Consider the following 20,462-nt stretch of genomic DNA (forward strand, 5'->3'; position numbering starts at 1 on the left):
TCACCTGCTCAGCACGGACAGTGGATGGGTGGCCGCGTAGTCGGCCGGCACGGCGTAGATCCGGTGTAATCGTTCCCGAACCTGCGCCATCAGAGCGCGCTCCCGCTCCTCGGCGGTGCCCTCGTTCAGGCTTCGGAGGTCGCGCAGACTCTCCACCCACAGTTTGATCATTTCTACCTCCGCCCGCATGAGCGTCTGCGCCTTCGCGGTCAGCGTCCCCCTCCGCACCAGATAGTCGTGGAGGTCGTCCGCGGCGCGCTGGGCTCCTGGCGGAGCCATCGGGAGCCGCCGCACCGCCTCCGGCAACGACATCCGCTGCCGCTGGACCAGGTCCAGGGCCATGGCGTGGGTCGCGGCGGCGGCGACGTTGCGGTGGGACTCCTGGAAGACGACCCAGGTCGCGAGCTGCGCGGACTCCTGGGCGTACCGGCCATGAGGCACCTGGCCCCGCAGGAGGCCCATCGCTCCGACGGCGAGCGCCTGTTGCTGCCCTGGCCGGGTCAGCCTCGCGAAGAGTCGCAGCTCCTCGTAGTTCAACGCCTTCTCCTGGGTCTGTCGGGGCTTCCGGAACAGCCTGCGCATGAGCACCAGGCGGTTCCGGGACTCCGGGACGACACCGCGCGGCGGCGCCGGTTGACGGCGGCGCACCTCGATCGGGTCCTGGCCGGCCCGCTCGAAGCTGATGACGTCCTGCCTCCCGCGTCCCAGTGCCGGGAGCGACCGGAAGTGCGCGAGAACCTGGCCACCGGGTGTTCCCTCGGGGATGACCTGGTTGGGCCTCCCGGTCTGGGGGTGGGGCCGCTGCACGACCTGTTGATGGGCGGGCACCTGCCGCTGTCGTCGCATCCCGGAGCGGACGATCTCTCCCGACACCTGGCGGACGAACAGCAGGAGGCGGTCGACGTCGACCGTGACACCCGCGATGACCTCCGAACCCGGGTTGAGGAAGGCGCGGATGTCGAAGGCGCGCCCGCTCCCCATCTCCAGGCGGGTGAGGCGGTACCAGGCGCGCAGCGCCGCCAGCGTCGCCCGCAGCAGGACGCCGCGAATCCCCATCCGGAGGAGGCGTTGGAGGCGGGGGCGGATGCGGGCGACGATGAGGTCGAGGCGGCGTTGCTTGGCGGCCGGGGAGTTTTGCCGCTCGTGGTCGCGGCGGCGTTGGGCCTGGCGGCGGCGGAGCCGGTCGCGGAGGCGGTCGCGCGTGCGGCGGTAGCCGTCGCGGAGCCGGCGGGCGCCGTTGGTGAGGGCGCGGCCGATCCGGGTGCTGGCGAGGCGGCGGCCGAGGGCGCGGCCGGCGGCGCGGACCCTGCGGAGTCCACTTCGGACAGCACCGCGCATCTGGTCCCACCGCTGGCGGAGGGGGCTCGCCGGGCGGGTGGGGCGACTCGGGCGCGCGGGACGGGGCCGGCCTCGCCCGGCCACGGGGCGTTGTCCGGTGGCGCGCGCTGGTTCGACCCGGCGTGTGGTGTCTCGGCGTCCCGCGACCCGGCCCCGCGTGCCAGCCGTCGGGGTGCCGGGACGACGCCGGGCGCCGACTCCGGTGCGGGCGCGCGGGGGACGTAATGCCTGGCTGGCGGCGCGTAAGCCCTGGCGGGCGCGATTGACGGTCTGGCCTGCCGCCCGGCGTGCGCCACGACCGGCGCGCGTCAGGCCACGCATGATCTTCTGGGCGATGCCGCGCAGCGAGCGGCCGACGCCCTTCGCCGCCGCGGCCAGCCGGGTCATCAGGAAGTTGCTGACGAAGTCCAGCAGCGCCACCACACCGGTGGCGACGGCCTGCGCGAACAGGGGGGCCGCCGTGCCGGAGCGGACGGCCTTCAGGAACGCCATGAACGCGCCGATCGCGGCGATGATCCGGCTGATCGTCCCCCAGGCGGCGACCAGGCCCTGCACGATCGCGAGGACGGCCCCGGCGGCCGGGACGATCAGCGAGATCAGGCGCTCGATGACGATCGAGACCAGGATGCCGGGCAGCGCGGAGACGAGGGCCTCCCAGACCATGCGACCGATGCGGGCCATCGAGAAGCAGCCGCGGATCAGGACGTCCATGACCGCGCGGCCGAGCCCGAGGATCTGCTCGACCTTGTCGGTGAACCACTGGCGGACCGCGGTCTTCACCGCGTCCCACAGGTGGTCCCGGATGCCGTCGCGGGCCGCCACGCCGAGTTTGCCCAGCCAGCCGCCGGGGTCGGGGGCGATGTCGGCGACCAGGGCGGCGAACTCCCCGAGGAGCTGGATCGCGGCCCTGGCGAACTCGATCGCGGCGTTCACGGCGGAGCGCACGACCTCGACGGCGGCCCTGAGGCCGGCCTCCAGCGCGTCAAGCAGCCTGGTCAGCCCCTCGGCGAGCAGGTTGAGCAGGGCGGTCACACCGGCCTTGAGGTCGTCGGCGATGCGGTTGACCGTCGCGATCGCCGCGTCCCGTACCTCCTCGATCCCGCGTCGGATGCGCGCGGCCAGTTCGGGGAAGAAGACCGCCAGCCCGTCGCAGAGTTTGATCAACGCGTCGGCGAGGGTGTTGATCAGCCCGACGACGATGTCGCGGGCGGCGTCGATGAGCCGGGTGACGAACTCGGTGAAGCCGTTGATGATGCCGGTGACGACCCGTCGCGCCGCCTCGAAGACGGCGGTGACGGCCTCGACGAGCGCGTCGAAGAACTGCTCCACTTTGGACGAGATCCAGCCGAGGATGCCCTCGGACTCGCGTTGCTTGCGCTCTCGCTCCTTGCGGGCCTTCTCCTCGGCCTTCTCCCGCTCCTGACGGATGCGGTCGTTGTCCTCCTGCTTCCGGCGTTCGCTCTCGCGGTCGGTCTCGGTGCGCTTGCGCTCGATGTCGCCGCGCGTGCGGGTGTGCTCGGCCCCGGCCTTGTCGTTCGCCTCGCCGACCGCCCGGTCCTGTTCGGTCCGCCACTCCTCACGGCGCGCACGGGACTCCTCGGCGACCCGGCCCCGCTCCGCGGTCTGCGCCTCGGCCTTCTCGGCGACCGTCCTGGCGACCTCGGCCTCGTGCTGGGCACGCGCCTGCGCCGCGCCCTGCCGTTGGGTGTCGTGCTCGCCGGCCATCCGCACCTGGCCCTGGCCGACGGCGGCCTGGATCTGCGGCCCTCGTTCCTGTTGGGCGACCACGGCCACGCCCGCGTCAGCTCCGCCGGGTGCGCCGGCCGCGCCGCCGGCTCCCGCGCCGGGGGCGGCGGCCGGTCCGGGTCCGGCGCCGCCCGAGGGGCCGGCCGAGGTCGGGACCTGGGCGGTCAGGGTCTCCCCTGGCACGTCGGGGTAGATCTGGTCCTCGCCAAGCGGCTGTGCCGCCGCCTCCCGGCCAGAGGACAGGATCTCCTGCGAGGTCTCCCGCATTCGCGCCGTCTGTTCGTCGCCGCGCGCGGGGTCGCTCTCGCCGGAGAGTTCGAGTCTCGGCGCGGGCCCGACCGTGGTGTGCAGCGCGGGGTCGGTGGTGGGAACCGAGTTGACGGCGTTCTGGACGTTCCGGATGTCGCGGTCGGTGACCCGGCCCTGCGGGTCTCCCGCCACGTGCGGGTTGGCGGCCCGCTGCGCGGGATTCGCGCCCGGCGCCTGGTGTGGTCGGGCGACCTGCTGCTCCCGTCCTCCTTCGGCACCGACCCGTTCCCGACGCGCCTGGGGCGCTTCGGGGGGTGGGGCGACCTCGGGCGGACCGGAGAGGGTCCGGGGCGCGCCGGAGGGACGCTCCATGGTCGGTGGCGCGCCCTGGAGGGCCCCGCGCTCCTCACCGACGCTCCGCCCCACTGCACTGTCCACAGTGGATAAAGCAGGGACCATCTGGTCCGGCGGCAACTGGCCGACGGCGGCGAGGCCGGCTCGTGGGTCCTGCCCGGAGAGGTCCGGGGCCGCCGGCCGCTGCTCGGCCGGTGGCGGAGCACCACCGCCGGCGGCCACGGCACCGCCTCCTCCGGCACCGCCGCCCTCCTGGACGGCTTCCGTCGTCGGCTCGGGAGGTCCGCCGCAGCCACCGCCGCCCGCTTCCAGCGACGCATCCGGCGCGGGCGAGCCCATCGGCGCACCCGGGACCTGCTCTTCCGTTCCCGCAGGACCACCTGTGCCGGCAAGGCCGGGCGAGGCCACGTCGGATTCTGGTTCACCGAGCGGGCTTCCACCGCCGACCGGAGCACCACCGCCAAGCCGCGCGGGCGCGTCGGTCCCGGGGGCTCCGGGAAGACCTGGTCCCCTCTCCTGGCCCGCTGGTCCGGTGGCGACGTCACCGTCCCTCGCCGAGGCCGGTGGCTCCGCCGGCTCACCTCGCGGCCCAGGATCAGCGGCTGGCCCCGCCGGTTCCGGCCCGATCTCCTCGTCCACCGGCCGTTCGGCGGGAACGTCCTCCTCCGGCGCGGGTTCGGGTGGCCGTTCCGGCTGGGGAGACGGCTCCTCAGCCTCGGGTGCGGGTTCGGGCTCCCGTTCGGGCTCCTCACCGGCGGGCTCCTCCCGCTCCCGCTGCTCCGCCGGCGTCGGAGGCGGCGCGGGGAAAGAAGGCGCGTCGGCCGGGCGCGGTGGTGTCCCATTGGCCGGCAACGCGATCTGGTCGGCGGTGGGGACCCGGGAGACGTCGAGATCGCTCGCGGGGAGATGATCCTCGGGCCGGAGACCCGCCGACGAGGCCGGTTCCCCGTCACGCTCCTCGTCCGAGGTCTGCTCGGCCGGCGGCACGTCCACCTCGGTGTCCGCGCCCGGCTCCAGGTCGAGCGGCTTCTCCTCCTCGCGTGGCGGTTCCTCCACGCCGAGCCGGTCGAGCAGTCCGTGGTGCGCCAGCGGGCTTTCCGGCTCCTGGGCGACCGCCTCGGCCCGCTCCGGTCGCCCGACTTCCGCCGTGGGCTCGACGGTGCCCGCGTCGACCACGGGTGTCGCGCCGGCAGGTGGACCCTGGCCGGGCGGGGGTTGCGCGCCCAGGGCACCCGGGGCCTGTGCCACGGGCTGCGCGGCGATCTCGTCCTCGGCCCGCCGCTCCTCCTCCGACCACCCGTCCTCGTCCTTGTCTTTGTCTTCGTCCTTCTTGTCGTCCTTCTTGTCTTTCTTGTCCTTCTCCTTCTCGTCCTGGTCGCCGTCCTCGTCCTTCTTCTTGTCCTCGCCGTCCTTGCCGTCCTCGCCGTCGTCCTTGTCGTCCTTGTCGTCCTTGTCCTTGTCGGCGTCCGGATCCTCGACGTCCTTGTCCGGGCCGGGTTCCTCGCCGGGCGCGGGCTCCTCAGCGGGCTCCCCGGAACCGGGCTCCTCCGCGCCCGGCTCCTGGGTGCCCGGTTCCGTCCGGTCGTCCGGTTCCCGTCCCGGCTCCGGCCGGGGCTCCGCGCCGTCCGTGCGCTGGTCCCGCTCGTCCTCGCGTTCCCGCGCGTCCTGCTCCGTGTCCGCGTGACGCCGCTCCTCCGCCTGGCGGCGGAGGTTCTCGATCCACTCGACCACGCCCGTCACGGGTTCGGGGACGACGGGGGACGCCTCACGCGGACCGGCCCCGCTCTCGGCCTCGGCCGTCAGGGCGCGGAGACGGGCCAGGTCTCCCGACGGCAGGCGGGTCTCCAGCCGCTCCACCACCGATCGGCGCAGTTCCGGGGTGAAGCGGGCGAGCTGGGCGCGGACGCGGCCCGACGCGTCGGTGGGGTCGCCCCGCAGGCTGCGCAGGACCCCGGCCACCAGCCGGTCGACCAGGGTCGCCGGGTCGAGGTGCTCGGTACGCATCCGGTCGGCGTCCACCGCGGCGTACCGGAGCCAGGCGGCCGAGTTGGCGCGTTCGCGGGGTTCGGTCCGCTGCCCGTCCTCGGCTCCGGCGATCCGCTCGGCCTCCCGCTCGACGGCTTCCTGGGGCAGGCTGACCGCTCCGGCCTCGCGTCCGGCGACCAGCGCTCCGGACGGGTCGGGCACCTGCACGGTGTGCAGCAGCTCGTGTGCGAGCAACCGACGTCCCGCGACGGTGCCCGGCTGGAACGCTCCCCGCGCGAAGAAGATGTCCTGCCCGACGGTGACGGCGTCCGCGCCGACCAGGTCGGCCAGGGCCGCCGCGTCCTGGTCGGTGTGGACGCGGACCCGGCCGAAGTCGTGCCCGAGCGCGGCCTCCATGTCCCGGCGCAGCCCCGGGTCGACCGGGTGTCCCGGCGCGGCGAGCAGGTCCCGCAGGTCCCTCGGCGTGCGGGACGACCGCCCCACGCCCTCCTGTCGCCGGTTCTCCTTCTTCCGCCCGGGGTCGTCGGCCCGGCGTGGCAGGGCCCTGGTCATCGCCGACCTCCCCCGTCGCGCCGCGTCAGTCCTTTGTAGACGGATCTGGCCAGCGCCGTGCCGAGCCGGCGAGGCGAGGACGTGGTGGGCAACGGGGGCAGTCCGGAGACCAGGTCGACGGTCCACTCCCCGTCGGGAACCCGCCCCACGCCGCGCTCGCGGACCAGGCGGCGCAGTTCCCGCTCGAACGCGCCCACCACGAGGTCCGCGTCCATCCCGGGAAACCCGTCGAGGACCAGCTCGCCGATCTCCACGTGCACGCTCGGGGCCGAGGGGCGGTCGCCGGGGTTCACTCCCATCCCGCCACCTCCCCCGGCGTCAGGGAGCGCTCCAGCTTGAGGTACTCCGTGCGGGACGCCGCCAGGAAGTGCCGCATCCCCACCGGGACGCCCTCGTCGGCCGCGAGGAACGCGGCGGACAACGCGATGTTGCGGATGCTGCCGCCGGCCACGGTGAGCTGCGCGAGCCGCTCCAGGTCCACGCCGTCGGTCGGGGCGGAGGGCGGGATCACCCTGCGCCAGATCTCGGCGCGCTCGGCAGGGCCGGGGAACGGGAAGTCGACCACGAACCGGATGCGGCGCAGGAAGGCCGGGTCGAGCGCCTTCTTCATGTTGGTGGTGAGGATGGCCAGCCCCCGGTAGGACTCCATCCGCATCAGCAGGTAGCTGACCTCGATGTTGGCGTACCGGTCGTGGCTGTCCCTGATCTCGCTGCGGCGGCCGAACAACGCGTCGGCCTCGTCGAACAACAGCAGCGCGCCACCGCGTTCGGCCGCGTCGAAGACCCGGCGGAGGTTCTTCTCGGTCTCGCCGATGTACTTGCTGACCACCTGGGAGAGGTCCACGACGAACAGGTCCACGCCCAGTTCCCCCGCCAGCACCTCGGCGGCCAGCGTCTTGCCGGTGCCGCTGGTGCCGGCGAACAACGCGGTGACCCCGAGGCCACGGCGGAGCACGGCCTCGAAGCCCCAGTCCTGGTACACCGTGGCCCGCTGCCGCACCTGGGCGACGATCTCGGCGAGGATCGCCCGTTGGGCCTCGGGCACCACGAGGTCGTCCCACCGGGCGCGGGGCTCGACCCGGCGTCCCAGCTCGTCGAGCGCCACCCTGGCCTGACGCAGGCCCGCCCGCCACGCGAGATCCGTGACGCCGTCCGCTCCATCCTCCACGGCCTCCTCGGTCGCGGCCCCCTCCACCACGGCGCGCCGGGCGGTGGCCCCGGCTGCGCGGATCACATGGGCCGGCAGGGAGAACTGCGCGACGAGCCGTGCCAGCTCCTGGTCGTCGGGGGTGTACTCCTCGGAGCGCAGCGCGGCGGCCCACAACGCGCGCTGCTCGTCCTCGGTCGGGGTGTCCACCGCGACGCGGACCCGGTGGCGCTGCTCCGTGCGCAGCGGCTCGTCGCTGGAGAGCACCAACGGCACGGCGAGCGCGTGCGCGAACATCTCCAGCGCGGCCAGCCAGTCCACAGTAGACAATGCAGAGCCGGAGAGCGTCGAGGACGCGGACGCCTCGCCCGCCTCCACCAGCAGCACCGCCGGGAGCAGCAGGGACTCCCGCTCCCACAGCCGGGCCGTGGCCTCCCGCTCCGCCGGGTCGGACGGCAGGTCGGCCGCCCGCAGCACGTACAGCGCGGCCCCGGCCTCGCTCGCGGCCGTCGCCGCCACCTCCCACCGCGTGTGCTGGTCGCCGCCCACCAGCTCAACGTGCGGACGCCCCTCGACCTCGTGCCAGGCGGTGCTGATCGCCTCGGCCGCCCGCCCGTGGGACGCGGGCAGGTCCGGCACCGGGTCGACCCTGGTCACCAGGCCGTGCAGTCGACTGTCCACATAGGGCACGCCAGCCAGGAAGTGCAGCACCCGCTCGTCGACGCGCAGCCTGCTCGTGGTGAGCGGGCCGTCGTCGGCGGGCTCCACCAGCCGCCACCGGCGCAGCGGGGCCACGGGGGTGAGGGCGCTCCAGTGCGCGTCGGGCAGGGCGGCCAGCGCCAGGGAGAAGGTCGGGTAGTCGCGGCGCGGGTCACCGCTGGCCGCCGCGCACCGCGCTCCCGCGCTGGAGTCCAACTCCGCCGCGCACGCGAGCACCAGCACGTCCCGCTCGAACGGGCTGAGGCCGAAGCAGGAGCACAACGTGCCGAGGGCGCTCGTCTCCGGGACCCGAGGAGCCTCGACCGGGGAGTCCCGCCGGCCCGCGTGCGCGTCCACGTGGGCGAGGACGGCGCGGACCGCGGCGGCGAGGGCGCGCTGGTGCGCCTCGCCTCCCGGAGCGCCTCCCCTGCCCACCTGTCCCCCTCCCCGCTCAGCCCATGTCGACCAGTGGCCCGGTGAACGCGCCGTCGGCGAAGTCCAGCGGGCTCTGCGCGCCGTCGACCTGGACCCGGACGAGGTAGCGGCCGGCGGCGACCGCGCCGACGGGCACGGTGAACTCCCGAACCGGCCCCGGCCCCTTCACCAGGGGAAACGGCGCGTCGAACTGGTAGCTGCGCGGATGTTCGCCGCCGCCGTGCTCGTCGAGCAGGAGCACCACGCGCTGGTCGACGCCGACGGGGATGTCCGTCCGCACCGCGACCCCGTCCCGTTGCCGACGGGCCTGGACGACACGCGGCCGGCGGACGTAGGGCACCGCGTTGGATTCGAGCCAGGGGCGCGTCACGGGCGGGTCGCCGAGGGACACGTCGTACCGGACCTGCACGCCGTGCGTCCCCGGGGTCAGCGACCGGGGCTGCCGGAGGACGACCCGGTCCTCCGCCAACCGCACGACGCTGGCCGGCGTCCCGCCGACCAGGGCGGTCATCCCCGGGCGGCGCAGGTTCGCGCCGAGCACGACGAGGTCGCGGTCGGCGGTGATCGGCCCCTCGTCCGGCAGCACGTCCTGCGCCGCGCCGGACGGGACGGAGAGGACGCGGTCGAGCACCGGGCGGACGAACGGCTCGACGCGGATCGCCCTGCGCAGCACGGGTTTGCCCGAAGCGGGAGTGGACCGGCCGTCCAGGAGCACGGCCGTGGCCTGGTAGGCGACCGACAGCGCGTACGGCGTCTGCAACATCGTCGACCACAGCTTGGACAGGTCGTCCAGGTCCATCTGCGCCGGCGTGAGGCGCACGCGTTGCGGCGAGGCGGCGAGGTCGCTTCCGGCGAGGTGGGCCCGTTGGGCCGCCGCCTCGATGTCGGCGCGGGACAGGACCGGCTCCTCGTGGAGGGAGCGGACGACGGCGCCGAGGAGCTGTTGCGGCACCAGCTTGGTCTCGTCGCCGAAGAAGCTGATCAGGTAGTGCAGGTCGATGGCGGCCTGGGGCCGACGCAGCGTCGTGCCGTCAGGTCCCCTGGTCGGCGCGTCCCGGTTGCGCATCGCCGCGTTGGGCGTGACCTGGTAGAGGAACACGGTGATCGTGGGTTCCTGGGGTGGCTCCGCCGGCGGCTTGCCCGGCACGACGTTGACCCCGTAGCCGATGTCGGGCGGCAGGGAGCGGGCCAGGAACAGCATGAGGGCTTCCGTGGCCGTGGCGACGGCGAGGACGTTGCTCATCGGCGCCCGCCCTCCCGGTCGAGGAACTGTTCCAGCGAGACGGTGGGCTCGGGCCGCCCCTGGTGCGGGGTGATCGGCTCGCCGCGCGCGCCGCCGCTGGTCACCTCCAGTCGGCCGATGGTCACCCGGACCGTGCGCTCCTGTGGGCGGGCGTGTGCGGCGCGGCGGGTCGGAGGAGCGGGACCGCGCCGCTCATCTGTCCACAAAGGACTCACTGTGACCGGGGTCGGCGCGCTCGGCGGCACGAGCACGCCGACCGCGTCGGGAGCGGGGGACGGGCGCTCGGTCGCCGGTTCCTCCCGGACGGCGGGTCGGGAGGACGACGGCGCCACCGGCGCCCGAAGCGCTGTCGCAACGACGAGGGGCGGTGATGGCGACGAGGTGGCCGGGTGTGACCTGTCGGGCTGGCTCCGCGCCGGTTCCGGCCCCACCACCCGCTCGTGTCCACCCGGCCACGCCGGGGCCTGGCGGTCGTCCGGCGGTGGTGGCGTCGGAAGTGGTGGAGCCGGCGGCGGGGCGGGCGCGGGTCGCGACGCGGGTGGGGCGTCGGGCCAGGACGCGGGCTCGAACACCGCGGGTTCGACGCGCTCGAACAGGTGCGGCAGCCGGGGGCGCACCAGCGCCTCCCCCTCGGGCAGGGCCGCCCCGGGGACGGCGCGGGCCACGAGCCGGTCGAAGAAGTCAGCCATGGCCCACCAACTCCAGGTAGTACCGCCGCCGCAGCGGGCTCACCGCCAAGACCTCCGCCTCGCTCCAGCCGTAGGCGGAGGCGAGCTGGTGCACGTCGAGCAGGGTCGCCCTGGCCCAGTGGTCCAGTTCGGCCCACAGGTGCGAGGCGATGTCCACGCTCGCCTTCGTGCGCTGCCCGCACTCCGCGCACGGCAGGTCCAGCCGGACGTCCGCGCCGGGGTCGGCCTCGGCCACGGCGCGGGCCACGCCGTCGCCCAGCTCGGCGGCCAGCGAACGCGTCAGCGCCGGGTCCGACACACCGTCCACCGCGAGCACGCAGCGCTCCAACAACACCGTTCTCGCCTCCTCGGCGGACCCGGCCGCGACCGCGGCGAGCAGGTCACCCGTGGTCGGCAGGCGGAACCGCACCAGACGCTCCCCGACCCGCACGGCGCGCGGCTCCTCGCCCGGGACGGGCAGCCGCAGGACGTTGTCGAGGTCGAAGTCGAACTCCAGCTCCTCGCCGCAGCCCGCGCACGTGACCCGCCCGTTCAGCCACTCGCCGAACAGCCGGCGGCGCAGGCCGAACAGGTCCAGGTCGCGCGCGCCGAGCGGGACGGCGAGGTGGTCGGTCGGCCGGCCGCCCCGCGCCAACGCGCACAACAGCAGGGACCGGTGGACGGCGTCCGCGCCGACGCCGGCCTCCCACGTGGCCAGCAGGTCGCTCACGAGGGCCATGGCTAGGCCGGGTGCTGGATCGACGGCTCTTCCGGCTCGGCGACCTCGTAGTCGCGCTCCCAGCCCTCGCACTCCAGCTTGAGGCTCTGGATGGCCACCGCGTTGGCGTTGGCGTCCAGCTCGCCGAGCACCTGGTACTCGCTGGGCCACGCGCGGTAGACCTTGTACGCCAACGCGACCTGCCCGGCCTCGTTGAGCACCTGGATCACGATGTCCTTGCGGAAGTCCCGCACCGACGACTCCGCGCCCCTGCCCTGGCCGACCAGCCAGACCTTGTTGGCCCACCGGTCGAAGTCGGGGTCGTGGGTCACGCCGCGCTCCAGCGTGATCGCCTCGAACTCGGTGCGGCCGGCCGACTTACGCGGCGAGCTGGGGTCGCCGCCGTGCCGGTGCTTGACGACCTCGGTGGTCCGCTTGAGCGGGCTGATCTTGCTGACGCCCGCCACCACGTGGCCGTCCCAGACCACGAGGAACTTGAAGTTCTTGTACGGGTCGAACCGCTGCGGGTTCACGGTGAACTCGGCCATGGGAATCCTCACGCCTCGATCCGACCGGCCATCTGCTCGATCTTGATGATCACGAACTCCGCCGGCCGCAACGGGGCGAAGCCGACCACGACGTTGACCACGCCGCTGTTGACGTCGTTCTGGGTCGTGGTCTCCGCGTCGCACTTCACGAAGTAGGCGTCGCGCGCCGACGCCCCCTGGAAGGCGCCGCGCTGGAACAGCCCGTGCAGGAACGCGCCCACGTTGAGCCGGATCTGCGACCACAGCCGTTCGTCGTTGGGTTCGAACACCACCCACTTCGTGCCCCGGTAGAGGCTCTCCTCCAGCATGAGCGCGGTCCGGCGGACCGGGAGGTACTTCCACTGGGAGGTGAGCACGTCCGCGCCGGCCATGGTCCGCGCGCCCCACACCACCGGCCCCACCACGGGGAAGGACCGCAGGCAGTTCACGCCCAGCGGGTTGAGCAGACCGTTCTCCGGGTCCGTCATGGGCACGGTCAACGCGCGCACCCCGGCCAGGCGCGCCTCGGTGCCGGCCGGGGCCTTCCACACGCCACGCTCGCCGTCGGTCCTGGCCATGATCCCGGCGACCGCCCCGCACGGCGGGAAGGCGCGCAGCCGTCCGGTGAGCGGATCGGCCAGGTGGAGGTGGGGGAAGTAGAGGGCGGCGTGGTCGCTGCGCGCCACGTCCAGCGTCGGCAGACCGGCCCGCGCGGCGTCCAGCGTGCGCCAGCGCGAGGGGCTGTCCACCAGCAACACCATCCGCTTGTCCCGGCACAGACGGTCGGCGGCGGCGAGCACGGCGACCATGTGGTCGTCGGACATCTCGCAGACCTCCGGCAACGCCAGCAGGTTGACGTCCTCCACGTCGCGCAGCGCGTGGAGGCCGGTCTTGCCGCTCTCGGTCCCGATGAGGTCGGTGTGCCTGGGGGCAGCGCCGTCCTTGCCCCTGCGCCCCTTGCCCTGTCCCTCGATGTCCCGCTCGTCGCCGAGCGCGTACGCGGTGACGTTGGGCGAGCCCTCCAGCCCGAGGGCGCCGCCGGCGCTGCCGCCGAAGTGCAGCACGGTCGCGGGGTCCGCCGCGCCGGCCACGACCTGGAGGCGGCGGCCCACGGCCGTCACGCGCGCGGCGCCGAAGGTCCGCGAGCCCACGTCGTCCGGCAGGGCACGGAGCTTGCGCTCCAGCAGCAACGCCACCTCGACGGGGGTGCGGGGTTTGGGGCCGTCCTGCCCGTCGACCCAGAGCTTGTCGATCGTCCACCTGCGATCGCCGATCGCGACCTCCAGCGAGCCCGAGAGGTCGGGGATCTCCGGGGGAAGTGGCCGGGAGAGCGTGCCGACCGGCTCGGGGCGGCTGCGGGGATCGCCGCCGGAGGCCACCGTCACCAGCGTGGAGCCGGCGTTGACGACGTCGACCACGTAGCGGGGGTGCGCGGGGTCCATGGACAGGTCGGTGAAGGTCTCCGCCGAGCCGCCGGCGTGGCTGACCTGGAGGTTGAAGGTGCCGTCCGGGGTGGGGGTCGCGTGGTCGACGGCGACCCGCAGCCCGTTGCCCCAGGTGCCCGGTTCCCTGGCCGTGACCGTGAGCGCGGTTCCCGGCTGGTCGCCGAGCCGGCTCCTCATCACCACCGAGGCCGCCTCCGCGCCCGAGGCCACCCGCACCACGACGGCGATGCCGCCGCCGTTGAGGAAGAACTGGTGCACCGCGTAGCTGACCGGGCTGTTGGCCGCCAGGCCGCCGAACCGGCGCTCGAAGTCGGCGAAGCTGGTCAGGGTGACCGGGCGGTGGACGGGGCCGCGCGCGGTGTAACCGACGAACGCGGTGACCGATGTGGACACCGCCGTGATGGTGCGGACGCGACTGGGCAGTTCCTCGATGTAGACGCCGGGATAGGTTGGCGTGACGGGCATGCCACCTCCACTCCTCGAAGCTGTGTGCTCGAGGAGGGAGGGCGCGCGCGGTCGAGTTTCCCTTGCGGGAAACGAACTCCAGACGAATCACCCCCGGGGGAAGCGGCTTCCCCCATTTCCCCTCACAGCACGCGGCTGAGACCCGGGACACAGTCTTGGAGCGGGGCCGGGAGCTGTCAACACGTTCCCCGAAGATGACGGAGCCGTCCCCGGTTTTTGACTCGAAAGGCCTAGCGGGGCGCGGACTTCCCGCTCGCGGCCGAACGGGCCGGGAGGCGCGTCCGACGACGGCACACGGGCGGTCGTCCACGCGGACGGACCAACCTGACACGACAACCCATGACCTCGGCGGGTGTCGCGGCCGGACCCACCCTCCCGGAAGGGAGCAGTCGGCTCCCACCCACTGGCCCAACGGCGTCCAGGGACGAGGTGGGCACGCTCAGAGCGTCGACCTGCCAACCTCGGCGGAGAGGTTGCCCCGTGACGTGACTCGTCGGTCATTCGGTGGTCCATCGTCATGCCACCGCCGAGGAAAGCCGCAGGACGGTCCACAGTGGACGATCAGTGCCTCGGGAACGGGGGTTGGCGGTCAGCGGCGCCGGCTGCCCATCAGGACCACGCGGGCGACCAGCTCGGGGTCGTCGCCCATCGGCACGTGACCGCAGCCCGGCAGAGGAACGAGCCGCGCGCCGGGGATCGCGCGCACGGCCCGTCGCGCCTGGGCCGGCAGGAGCAGGCGGTCCCGGGTGCCCCAGGCGATCGTCACCGGAACCTCGGGTGGCTGACCGGAGAACAGCGTGTGCCGCGCCGCCGCCGCGACGGCCTCGAACGCGGTGGCCGAACGCAGGGCCGCGACCTCCGCGACCACCATCTGGGCGGTTCGCACGTCGGGGCGGGCGTAGGCCACGCCGGCCATCAGGGCACGGCCCAGCCGGGTCCCGGCGAGCCGGCGGATCACGCCCTCGGGCACGCGCGTCGCGCCGAAGCGGAGGGCGGCCAGGAGGGCCAGCGCGTACGACCGCTCGGCCGGGGTCCAGAACCCGGCCGGCGCGAGCGCCGTCGCGCTACACGCCAAGCCGCGCTGCGCGAGCACGAGGGCGGTGAACCCGCCCAGCGAGTTGCCAGCCACGTGCGGGCGGTCGATGCCAAGCCGGGTGAAGAACGAGGCGAGGATGTCGACCAGCGAGTCGAGGGTGACCGGGATGTGCGGCGGGAACGGCGGCGACTGGCCGAACCCGGGGAGATCCACCGCGACGACGTCCCGGTGGGCGGCGAGGCGGTCGAGCACCGGCTCCCACGCCTGCCAGTGGTGCCCGAGGCCGTGCAACAGGACCAGGGGCTCACCCCGCCCCCGCCGCTCGTACGCCAGCTCCAGCACGGCGCCCGCGACCTGGGTCGTCATGGCGGCCACCTCCCCGCACCCACCCCACCTGTGGAGTATCCGTCACAGGACCGACTGACCAGGACCTTCCCGGGATCACCGAGGAACACACCGGCCACCCGGGTGAACTCACTGCCCGCGGTCAGTTCGCCGCGGGGAGGTTGGACAACACCATGCCAGCGACCTTCTCAGCGAACACACACCGATCCTTGTACTCAGGCCTGACCGCCCGAAACACGGTCACGTCAGCGAGGAACACCTGGGCGTCAGCGACACCCACATACACCCCGCAAGACATCGAGAACGACGCGATACGGAGGCCGGGATAGCCACTGACAGTAGTTTCCTGCGAGTTTCCAAACCGGTTACGCTGAGCATAAACGCTGTCCAACCCCTGCGACCCATAGGTCGTCAGCGTCATCGCCAGATTGTCATTCTTCCAGTTACACTTGGGCACACCCGACTCGGTCTTCCCCGGGCGCGGGTCGGAGGCACCGAGTTCCTGAAGCTGTTGGGACGTGATGAGCTGACACGGGTCAGCGACATCTTTCAGATTCTTGGGATTGACCACCCTGGGCACACCACTACTCGCCGTACTTCCGCTACTCGAAACAGCAGCCGCAGTGGCCCGACCCGGTGTCGTACTGGTGCAACCCGTCGAGGTCACCCCGAGCGCGAGCAGGCAAGCGACAGCGACAGAAAGGCGTCGTAGGTTGGACACGGTCACATCCGAGAGTTCTCTTCACATGTCTGCGGTCAATTCACTGCGGGGAGGTTGGACAACACCATGCCAGCGACCTTCTCGGCGAACACGCACCGATCCTTGTACTCAGGCCTGACATCCCGCCGTACCGTCACGTCGGCAAGGAACACCTGCGTCTCAGCGACACCCACATACACCCCGCAAGACATCGAAAACGATGCGATACGGAGGCCGGGATAGCCACTGACAGTAGTTTCCTGCGAGTTTCCAAACCGGTTACGTTGAGCATAAACGCTGTCCAACCCCTGCGCCCCGTAGGTCGTCAGCGTCATCGCCAGATTGTCATTCTTCCAGTTGCACTTGGGCACACCCGACTCGGTCTTCCCCGGGCGCGGGTCGGAGGCACCGAGTTCCTGAAGCTGTTGGGACGTGATGAGCTGACAGGGGTCAGCGACATCTTTCAGATTCTTGGGATTGGCCACCCTGGGCACACCACTACTCGCCGCGCTCACACTACTCGAAACAGCAGCCGCAGTGGCCCGACCCGGTGTCGTACTGGTGCAAGCCCCCAGGGGGAGCACCAGCACAGCGAAACAGACGGCGGCCACGGAGAATCTCCGTATCACGAACACAGGACGCACTGTTGGACGACAACCTTCTACACAACCCATCAGCGATCAGCCTGCTATAGGGAGGTTGGACAACACCATGCCAGCGACCTTCTCAGCAAACACGCACCGATCCTTGTACTCAGGCCTGACCTCCCGAAACACGGTCACGTCCGCCGAGAACACCTGGTTATCAGCAACACCCACGTAAACTCCACAGGACAGGCTCACCTGATTAAAACGCAGACCAGGGTAGCCACTAACCACCGTTTCAGCGGAGTTGTCGAACCGGACTCGATTGGCATAGACGGCACCCATCCCCTGATTCAGGTAGGGCACCAGACGTATCCTCAGATTATCGTTCTTCCAGATACAGGCTGGTCCCCCCGCCTGGGTCTTGTCAGGGCGCGGCTCGCTCGCGCCGAGTTCCTGGAGCTGTTGGGGCGTGACGAGCTGGCAGGGGTCGGCCACGGCCCCGACGTTCTTGGGATTGGCCACCTTGGGCACACCACTACTCGCCGCGCTCCCGCTATCCGAAACAGCAGCCGCAGTGGCCCGACCAGGTGTTGCGCTGGCGCAGCCCGTCAAAGCCACCGCGAGCACGAGGCAAGCAACAGCGACGAGGGGACGTCGTAGGTTGAACACGGTCACATCCGAGATTTCTCTTCACATGCCTGCGGTCAGTTCGCTGCGGGGAGGTTGGACAGCACCATGCCGGCGACCTTCTCAGCGAACATACACCGATCCTTGTACTCAGGCCTGACATCCCGCCGCACGATCACATCGACTGAGAGCACCTGCGTGTCCGAGACCCCCACCCACAAACCGCAGGACATACTCAACTTATCCGTTCTTAGTGCTGGGTGACCGTTTACGGTGGTTCGCTCAGACTCGGGCTTATCCTTATTTTTCGCCCAAACCACGGCAAGTCCATGACCTTGGACAGTGTCCGGCGCGAGGAGCACCCGGAGGTTGTCGTTGATCCAGTAACAGGTTTGTTCTCCCCATAGGGACTTGTCCATGTGGGGATCGCTCGCACCAAGTTCCTGAAGTTGTTGGGAAGTAAGAAGCTGGCACGGATCACCGATGGCTTTGAGATTTTTGGGATTGGCCACCTTGGGCACGTCGCCGTTAGCCGCACTTGCGGTGGCCGAGTTGCTCGGATTAGTGGCCCTAGAGGCTTGGCCTGCCGTCGGGCTGGCGCAGCCCGCCAAGGCTACTGCGAGCACGAGGCAAGCAACAGCGACGAGTGGACGTCGTAGGTTGAACACGGTCACATCCGAGAGTTCTGGTCGACCCGCCGACTGGTCTTCTAGGTTTTCGTGGAGGCCCGACACCACGAGGGTGCCGGGCTCTTCACATGTCTGCGGTCAGTTCGCTGCGGGGAGGTTGGACAACACCATGCCGGCGACCTTCTCAGCGAACATACACCGATCCTTGTACTCAGGCCTGACCTCCCGAAACACGATCACATCGGCGAGGAACACCTGCGTCTCAGCGAGACCCACATACACACCACAGGTCATCGAGAACGACGCGATACGAAGACCAGGATAACCACTGACAGTAGTTTCCTGCGAGTTTCCAAACCGGTTACGCTGAGCGTAAACGCTGTCCAGCCCCTGCGCCCCGTAGGTCGTCAGCGTCATCGCCAGATTGTCATTCTTCCAGTTACACTTCGGCCCACCCGACTCGGTCTTCCCCGGGTGAGGGTCGGAGGCACCGAGTTCCTGAAGCTGTTGGGACGTGATGAGCTGACACGGGTCAGTGACGGATTTAAGACTCTTGGGATTAACCACCTTGGGCACACCACTACTCGCCGTACTTCCGCTACTCAAAACAGCAGCCGCAGTGGCCCGACCAGGTGTCGTACTGGAACAGCCCGTCAAAGCCACCGCGAGCACGAGGCAAGCAACAGCGACGAGTGGACGTCGTAGGTTGAACACGGTCACATCCGAGAGTTCTGGTCGACCCGCCGACTGGTCTTCTAGGTTTTCGTGGAGGCCCGACACCACGAGGGTGCCGGGCTCTTCACATGTCTGCGGTCAGTTCGCTGCGGGGAGGTTGGACAACACCATGCCGGCGACCTTCTCAGCGAACATACACCGATCCTTGTACTCAGGCCTGACCTCCCGCATAACGATCACGTCGACCGAGAGTACCTGCGTGTCCGAGACCCCCAACCACAGACCGCAGGACATGCTCAGCTTATCCGTCCTCAGCGCCGGATGACCGCTAACGATGGTTTGTTCGGAGTCGGGACTACCCTTTTTTTTCGCCCAAACCACAGAAAGCCCATGACCTTGGACGGTGTCCGGCGCGAGGTGCACACGGAGGTTGTCGTTGGTCCAATAACAGGTCCGCTCACCCCACAGAGAATCGCCCGTCTGAGGATTGCTCGCGCCAAGCTCCTGAAGTTGTTGGGAGGTAAGAAGCTGACACGGATCGCCGATGGCCTTGAGATTCTTTGGATTGGCAACCCTGGGCGCGCCACCGTGAGCCACACCTGAAGTGGAGTCGCTCGGATTGCTGGCCCTAGAGGCTTGGCCCGGCGTCGTGCTGGCACAGCCCGCCAAAGCTGCGACGAACACAAGACAAGCAGCAACGACGGGAAGACGTCGTAGGTTGAACACGATCACATCCGAGAATTCTGGTCAGCCTGCTGGTAAGTTCTGGAGATCGCGTCGATCTGGTCGAGAATGTCCTGGAGCCGGCGCACCCCATCGTTGATGGCGCGCATCAGGCCACCCTCGGTGTCTTTCGCCCTTTCGCCCAAATTTTCGACCGCCCGCCTGCTGACCTCGTCGTTCCCCGGCGCGGGAATGTTTCCGAGAGATCGGGCTTCATCGTGTATGGCGAAGAGCTTGTCTCTGGCCTGCTGGATGCCCTCGCGGAGGGTTGGGAGCTGGTCGAGGTGGACGGTGAACGACGCCTGCTGGACACCCCCCGCGCCGTCGTTCACCCATGTCTGGATGGTGGGCATGTCTGGCAGGTCTAACCGGCCGGCGGAACCCGGGGCGTCGTCGGGCACGGGGTTCGCTCCTCTCCTGGCGAGCACTCTCTGAAGTCACGTGGTGCCTCATCGTGACATACGAGCGCCCGTCGCCGGACCAAGATCGAACAAGTGCCCCGCCGGACGTCCGTCCGTGCGGCGAAATCGCCACGTCACCGTGGCGCGGGAATCAGAACACGGACCAGCCGGTGAGGGTGCTGAACCGGTCCAGGGCCGCGACGCCGGCCACCGAGTTACCCCGGGAGTCCAGACAGGGGCTCCACACGGCGAGGGTCCCCCTGCCCGGCATGACGGCGAGGATGCCGCCGCCGACGCCGCTCTTGCCGGGCAGCCCCACCCGGTAGGCGAACTCCCCCGCCGCGTCGTAGGTGCCGCAGGTCAGCATGATCGAGTTGATCCGCTTGGCGTCGCTGCTGGACAGCACGCGCGACCCGTCGGCGCGCAGCCCGTGCCGGGCGAGGAAGAGCCCGGCCAGCGCGAGGTCCCGACAGCTCATCGCGAGCGAACTCTGCCAGAAGTAGTGCTCCAGCACGTCCGGGACCGGGTTCTCCATGTTGTCGTGACTGGCCATGAAGTAGGCCAGCGCCGCGTTGCGCGCGCCGTGCTCGGCCTCGGAGGTGGCCACCACCGCGTCGAAGTCGACGTCGGCGTTGCCGCTCTCCTCCCGCAGGAAGTCCCGCAGCGCTCCCCTGGCGTCGCGGGTGAGCGTCAGCAGCCGGTCGGTGATCACCAGCGCGCCGGCGTTGATGAACGGGTTGCGCGGGATGCCGTGCTCGTGTTCGAGCTGCACCAGCGAGTTGAAGGGGTTGCCGGAGGGCTCCCGCCCGACCCGCTCCCAGATCCGCTCGCCGTCCCTGGCCACGACGAGGGCGAGCGCGAACACCTTGGCCACGCTCTGGAGCGAGAACGGCTCCTCCCAGTCACCGACGCCGACGACGCGGCCGTCGAGGTCGGCGACGGCGAAGCCGAACTTGTTCGGGTCGACCTCGGCCAGCGCCGGGATGTAGTCGGCGAGGCGACCGCGGCCGATCTCCGGCTCGACCTCGGACTTGATCCGTTCCAGCAGGGCGAGGTGGTCCACGGTGGACAGTCTGAACCGTGGCGCGGGTTACGCGCGTCCCGGGGGTGGGCCCCGGCGAGGGGTTAGGCTGGGGGCCGCAGCGTCCCCGAGCAGGTTGGTCGACC

General features: G+C 71.0%; 17 protein-coding genes. All 17 read right to left on the reverse strand.

The features are described 5' to 3' along the window. The 17 genes from LX15_RS14270 to LX15_RS14350 all read right to left on the reverse strand — a co-directional run bounded on the left by LX15_RS14270 (nucleotide 1) and on the right by LX15_RS14350 (nucleotide 20,358). Complete coding sequence (locus tag LX15_RS14270; RefSeq protein WP_253670127.1) at nucleotides 1-6,225, reverse strand: eCIS core domain-containing protein; 6,225 nt, start codon at nucleotides 6,223-6,225, stop codon at nucleotides 1-3. Next, nucleotides 6,222-6,524: a hypothetical protein gene (locus LX15_RS14275; RefSeq protein WP_253670060.1), complete on the reverse strand. Its 303-nt coding sequence runs from the start codon at nucleotides 6,522-6,524 to the stop codon at nucleotides 6,222-6,224. The genes LX15_RS14270 and LX15_RS14275 overlap by 4 nt, the downstream gene beginning before the upstream one ends. Further along, a complete protein-coding gene (locus tag LX15_RS33120; protein WP_253670061.1) occupies nucleotides 6,515-8,506 on the reverse strand; it encodes an ATP-binding protein in 1,992 nt (663 codons plus the stop codon). The genes LX15_RS14275 and LX15_RS33120 overlap by 10 nt, the downstream gene beginning before the upstream one ends. A 16-nt stretch (nucleotides 8,507-8,522) precedes the next feature. Continuing rightward, entirely contained in the window at nucleotides 8,523-9,749 is a 1,227-nt protein-coding gene (locus LX15_RS14285) for a Pvc16 family protein (RefSeq protein ID WP_253670062.1), read from the reverse strand. Then, nucleotides 9,746-10,438 carry a hypothetical protein gene (locus tag LX15_RS14290; RefSeq protein WP_253670063.1) on the reverse strand — a complete coding sequence of 231 codons (693 nt, stop codon included), beginning with the start codon at nucleotides 10,436-10,438 and terminating at the stop codon, nucleotides 9,746-9,748. Before LX15_RS14290 ends, LX15_RS14285 begins: the two co-directional genes overlap by 4 nt. After that, nucleotides 10,431-11,156 (reverse strand): hypothetical protein, encoded by a 726-nt coding sequence (locus LX15_RS14295; RefSeq protein WP_253670064.1) that lies wholly within the window; start codon nucleotides 11,154-11,156, stop codon nucleotides 10,431-10,433. Before LX15_RS14295 ends, LX15_RS14290 begins: the two co-directional genes overlap by 8 nt. Before the next feature lie 2 nt (nucleotides 11,157-11,158). Next, the gene (locus tag LX15_RS14300; protein WP_253670065.1) at nucleotides 11,159-11,683 is read right to left on the reverse strand and encodes a phage tail protein; all 525 of its coding nucleotides are present in this window, start codon (nucleotides 11,681-11,683) and stop codon (nucleotides 11,159-11,161) included. A gap of 8 nt (nucleotides 11,684-11,691) precedes the next feature. Further along, entirely contained in the window at nucleotides 11,692-13,572 is a 1,881-nt protein-coding gene (locus LX15_RS14305) for a phage tail sheath C-terminal domain-containing protein (RefSeq protein ID WP_253670066.1), read from the reverse strand. A gap of 589 nt (nucleotides 13,573-14,161) precedes the next feature. After that, on the reverse strand, nucleotides 14,162-14,974 hold the full coding sequence (locus LX15_RS14310; protein ID WP_253670067.1) for an alpha/beta fold hydrolase: 813 nt from the start codon (nucleotides 14,972-14,974) through the stop codon (nucleotides 14,162-14,164). Nucleotides 14,975-15,095: 121 nt separating this feature from the next. Further along, complete coding sequence (locus LX15_RS14315) at nucleotides 15,096-15,680, reverse strand: DUF3558 domain-containing protein (protein ID WP_308213465.1); 585 nt, start codon at nucleotides 15,678-15,680, stop codon at nucleotides 15,096-15,098. Nucleotides 15,681-15,709: 29 nt separating this feature from the next. Further along, the gene (locus tag LX15_RS14320; RefSeq protein ID WP_253670068.1) at nucleotides 15,710-16,327 is read right to left on the reverse strand and encodes a DUF3558 domain-containing protein; all 618 of its coding nucleotides are present in this window, start codon (nucleotides 16,325-16,327) and stop codon (nucleotides 15,710-15,712) included. Nucleotides 16,328-16,333: 6 nt separating this feature from the next. Beyond that, nucleotides 16,334-16,915 (reverse strand): DUF3558 domain-containing protein, encoded by a 582-nt coding sequence (locus LX15_RS14325; RefSeq protein WP_308213466.1) that lies wholly within the window; start codon nucleotides 16,913-16,915, stop codon nucleotides 16,334-16,336. Nucleotides 16,916-16,944: 29 nt separating this feature from the next. After that, nucleotides 16,945-17,604, reverse strand: a complete 660-nt coding sequence (locus LX15_RS14330) for a DUF3558 domain-containing protein (protein WP_308213467.1) — start codon at nucleotides 17,602-17,604, stop codon at nucleotides 16,945-16,947. Nucleotides 17,605-17,634: 30 nt separating this feature from the next. Continuing rightward, nucleotides 17,635-18,279 carry a DUF3558 domain-containing protein gene (locus tag LX15_RS14335; protein WP_308213468.1) on the reverse strand — a complete coding sequence of 215 codons (645 nt, stop codon included), beginning with the start codon at nucleotides 18,277-18,279 and terminating at the stop codon, nucleotides 17,635-17,637. A gap of 30 nt (nucleotides 18,280-18,309) precedes the next feature. After that, on the reverse strand, nucleotides 18,310-18,903 hold the full coding sequence (locus tag LX15_RS14340; RefSeq protein WP_253670069.1) for a DUF3558 domain-containing protein: 594 nt from the start codon (nucleotides 18,901-18,903) through the stop codon (nucleotides 18,310-18,312). After that, on the reverse strand, nucleotides 18,900-19,295 hold the full coding sequence (locus tag LX15_RS14345; RefSeq protein WP_253670070.1) for a hypothetical protein: 396 nt from the start codon (nucleotides 19,293-19,295) through the stop codon (nucleotides 18,900-18,902). Before LX15_RS14345 ends, LX15_RS14340 begins: the two co-directional genes overlap by 4 nt. Nucleotides 19,296-19,446: 151 nt before the next feature. After that, complete coding sequence (locus tag LX15_RS14350; protein WP_253670071.1) at nucleotides 19,447-20,358, reverse strand: glutaminase; 912 nt, start codon at nucleotides 20,356-20,358, stop codon at nucleotides 19,447-19,449. Nucleotides 20,359-20,462 lie beyond the last annotated feature (104 nt).

Origin of the sequence: Streptoalloteichus tenebrarius (assembly GCF_024171885.1) — a bacterium.
In the GTDB taxonomy this organism is placed as follows: Bacteria; Actinomycetota; Actinomycetes; order Mycobacteriales; family Pseudonocardiaceae; genus Streptoalloteichus; species Streptoalloteichus tenebrarius.

Excerpts from the sequence above, each read along its gene's own strand:
- LX15_RS14270 (WP_253670127.1), bottom strand. The coding sequence starts at position 6,225 with ATGACCAGGGCCCTGCCACGCCGGGCCGACGACCCCGGGCGGAAGAAG.
- LX15_RS14275 (WP_253670060.1), bottom strand. The coding sequence starts at position 6,524 with ATGGGAGTGAACCCCGGCGACCGCCCCTCGGCCCCGAGCGTGCACGTG.
- LX15_RS14285 (WP_253670062.1), bottom strand. The coding sequence starts at position 9,749 with ATGAGCAACGTCCTCGCCGTCGCCACGGCCACGGAAGCCCTCATGCTG.
- LX15_RS14290 (WP_253670063.1), bottom strand. The coding sequence starts at position 10,438 with ATGGCTGACTTCTTCGACCGGCTCGTGGCCCGCGCCGTCCCCGGGGCG.
- LX15_RS14295 (WP_253670064.1), bottom strand. The coding sequence starts at position 11,156 with ATGGCCCTCGTGAGCGACCTGCTGGCCACGTGGGAGGCCGGCGTCGGC.
- LX15_RS14300 (WP_253670065.1), bottom strand. The coding sequence starts at position 11,683 with ATGGCCGAGTTCACCGTGAACCCGCAGCGGTTCGACCCGTACAAGAAC.
- LX15_RS14305 (WP_253670066.1), bottom strand. The coding sequence starts at position 13,572 with ATGCCCGTCACGCCAACCTATCCCGGCGTCTACATCGAGGAACTGCCC.
- LX15_RS14310 (WP_253670067.1), bottom strand. The coding sequence starts at position 14,974 with ATGACGACCCAGGTCGCGGGCGCCGTGCTGGAGCTGGCGTACGAGCGG.
- LX15_RS14320 (WP_253670068.1), bottom strand. The coding sequence starts at position 16,327 with ATGGGTTGTGTAGAAGGTTGTCGTCCAACAGTGCGTCCTGTGTTCGTG.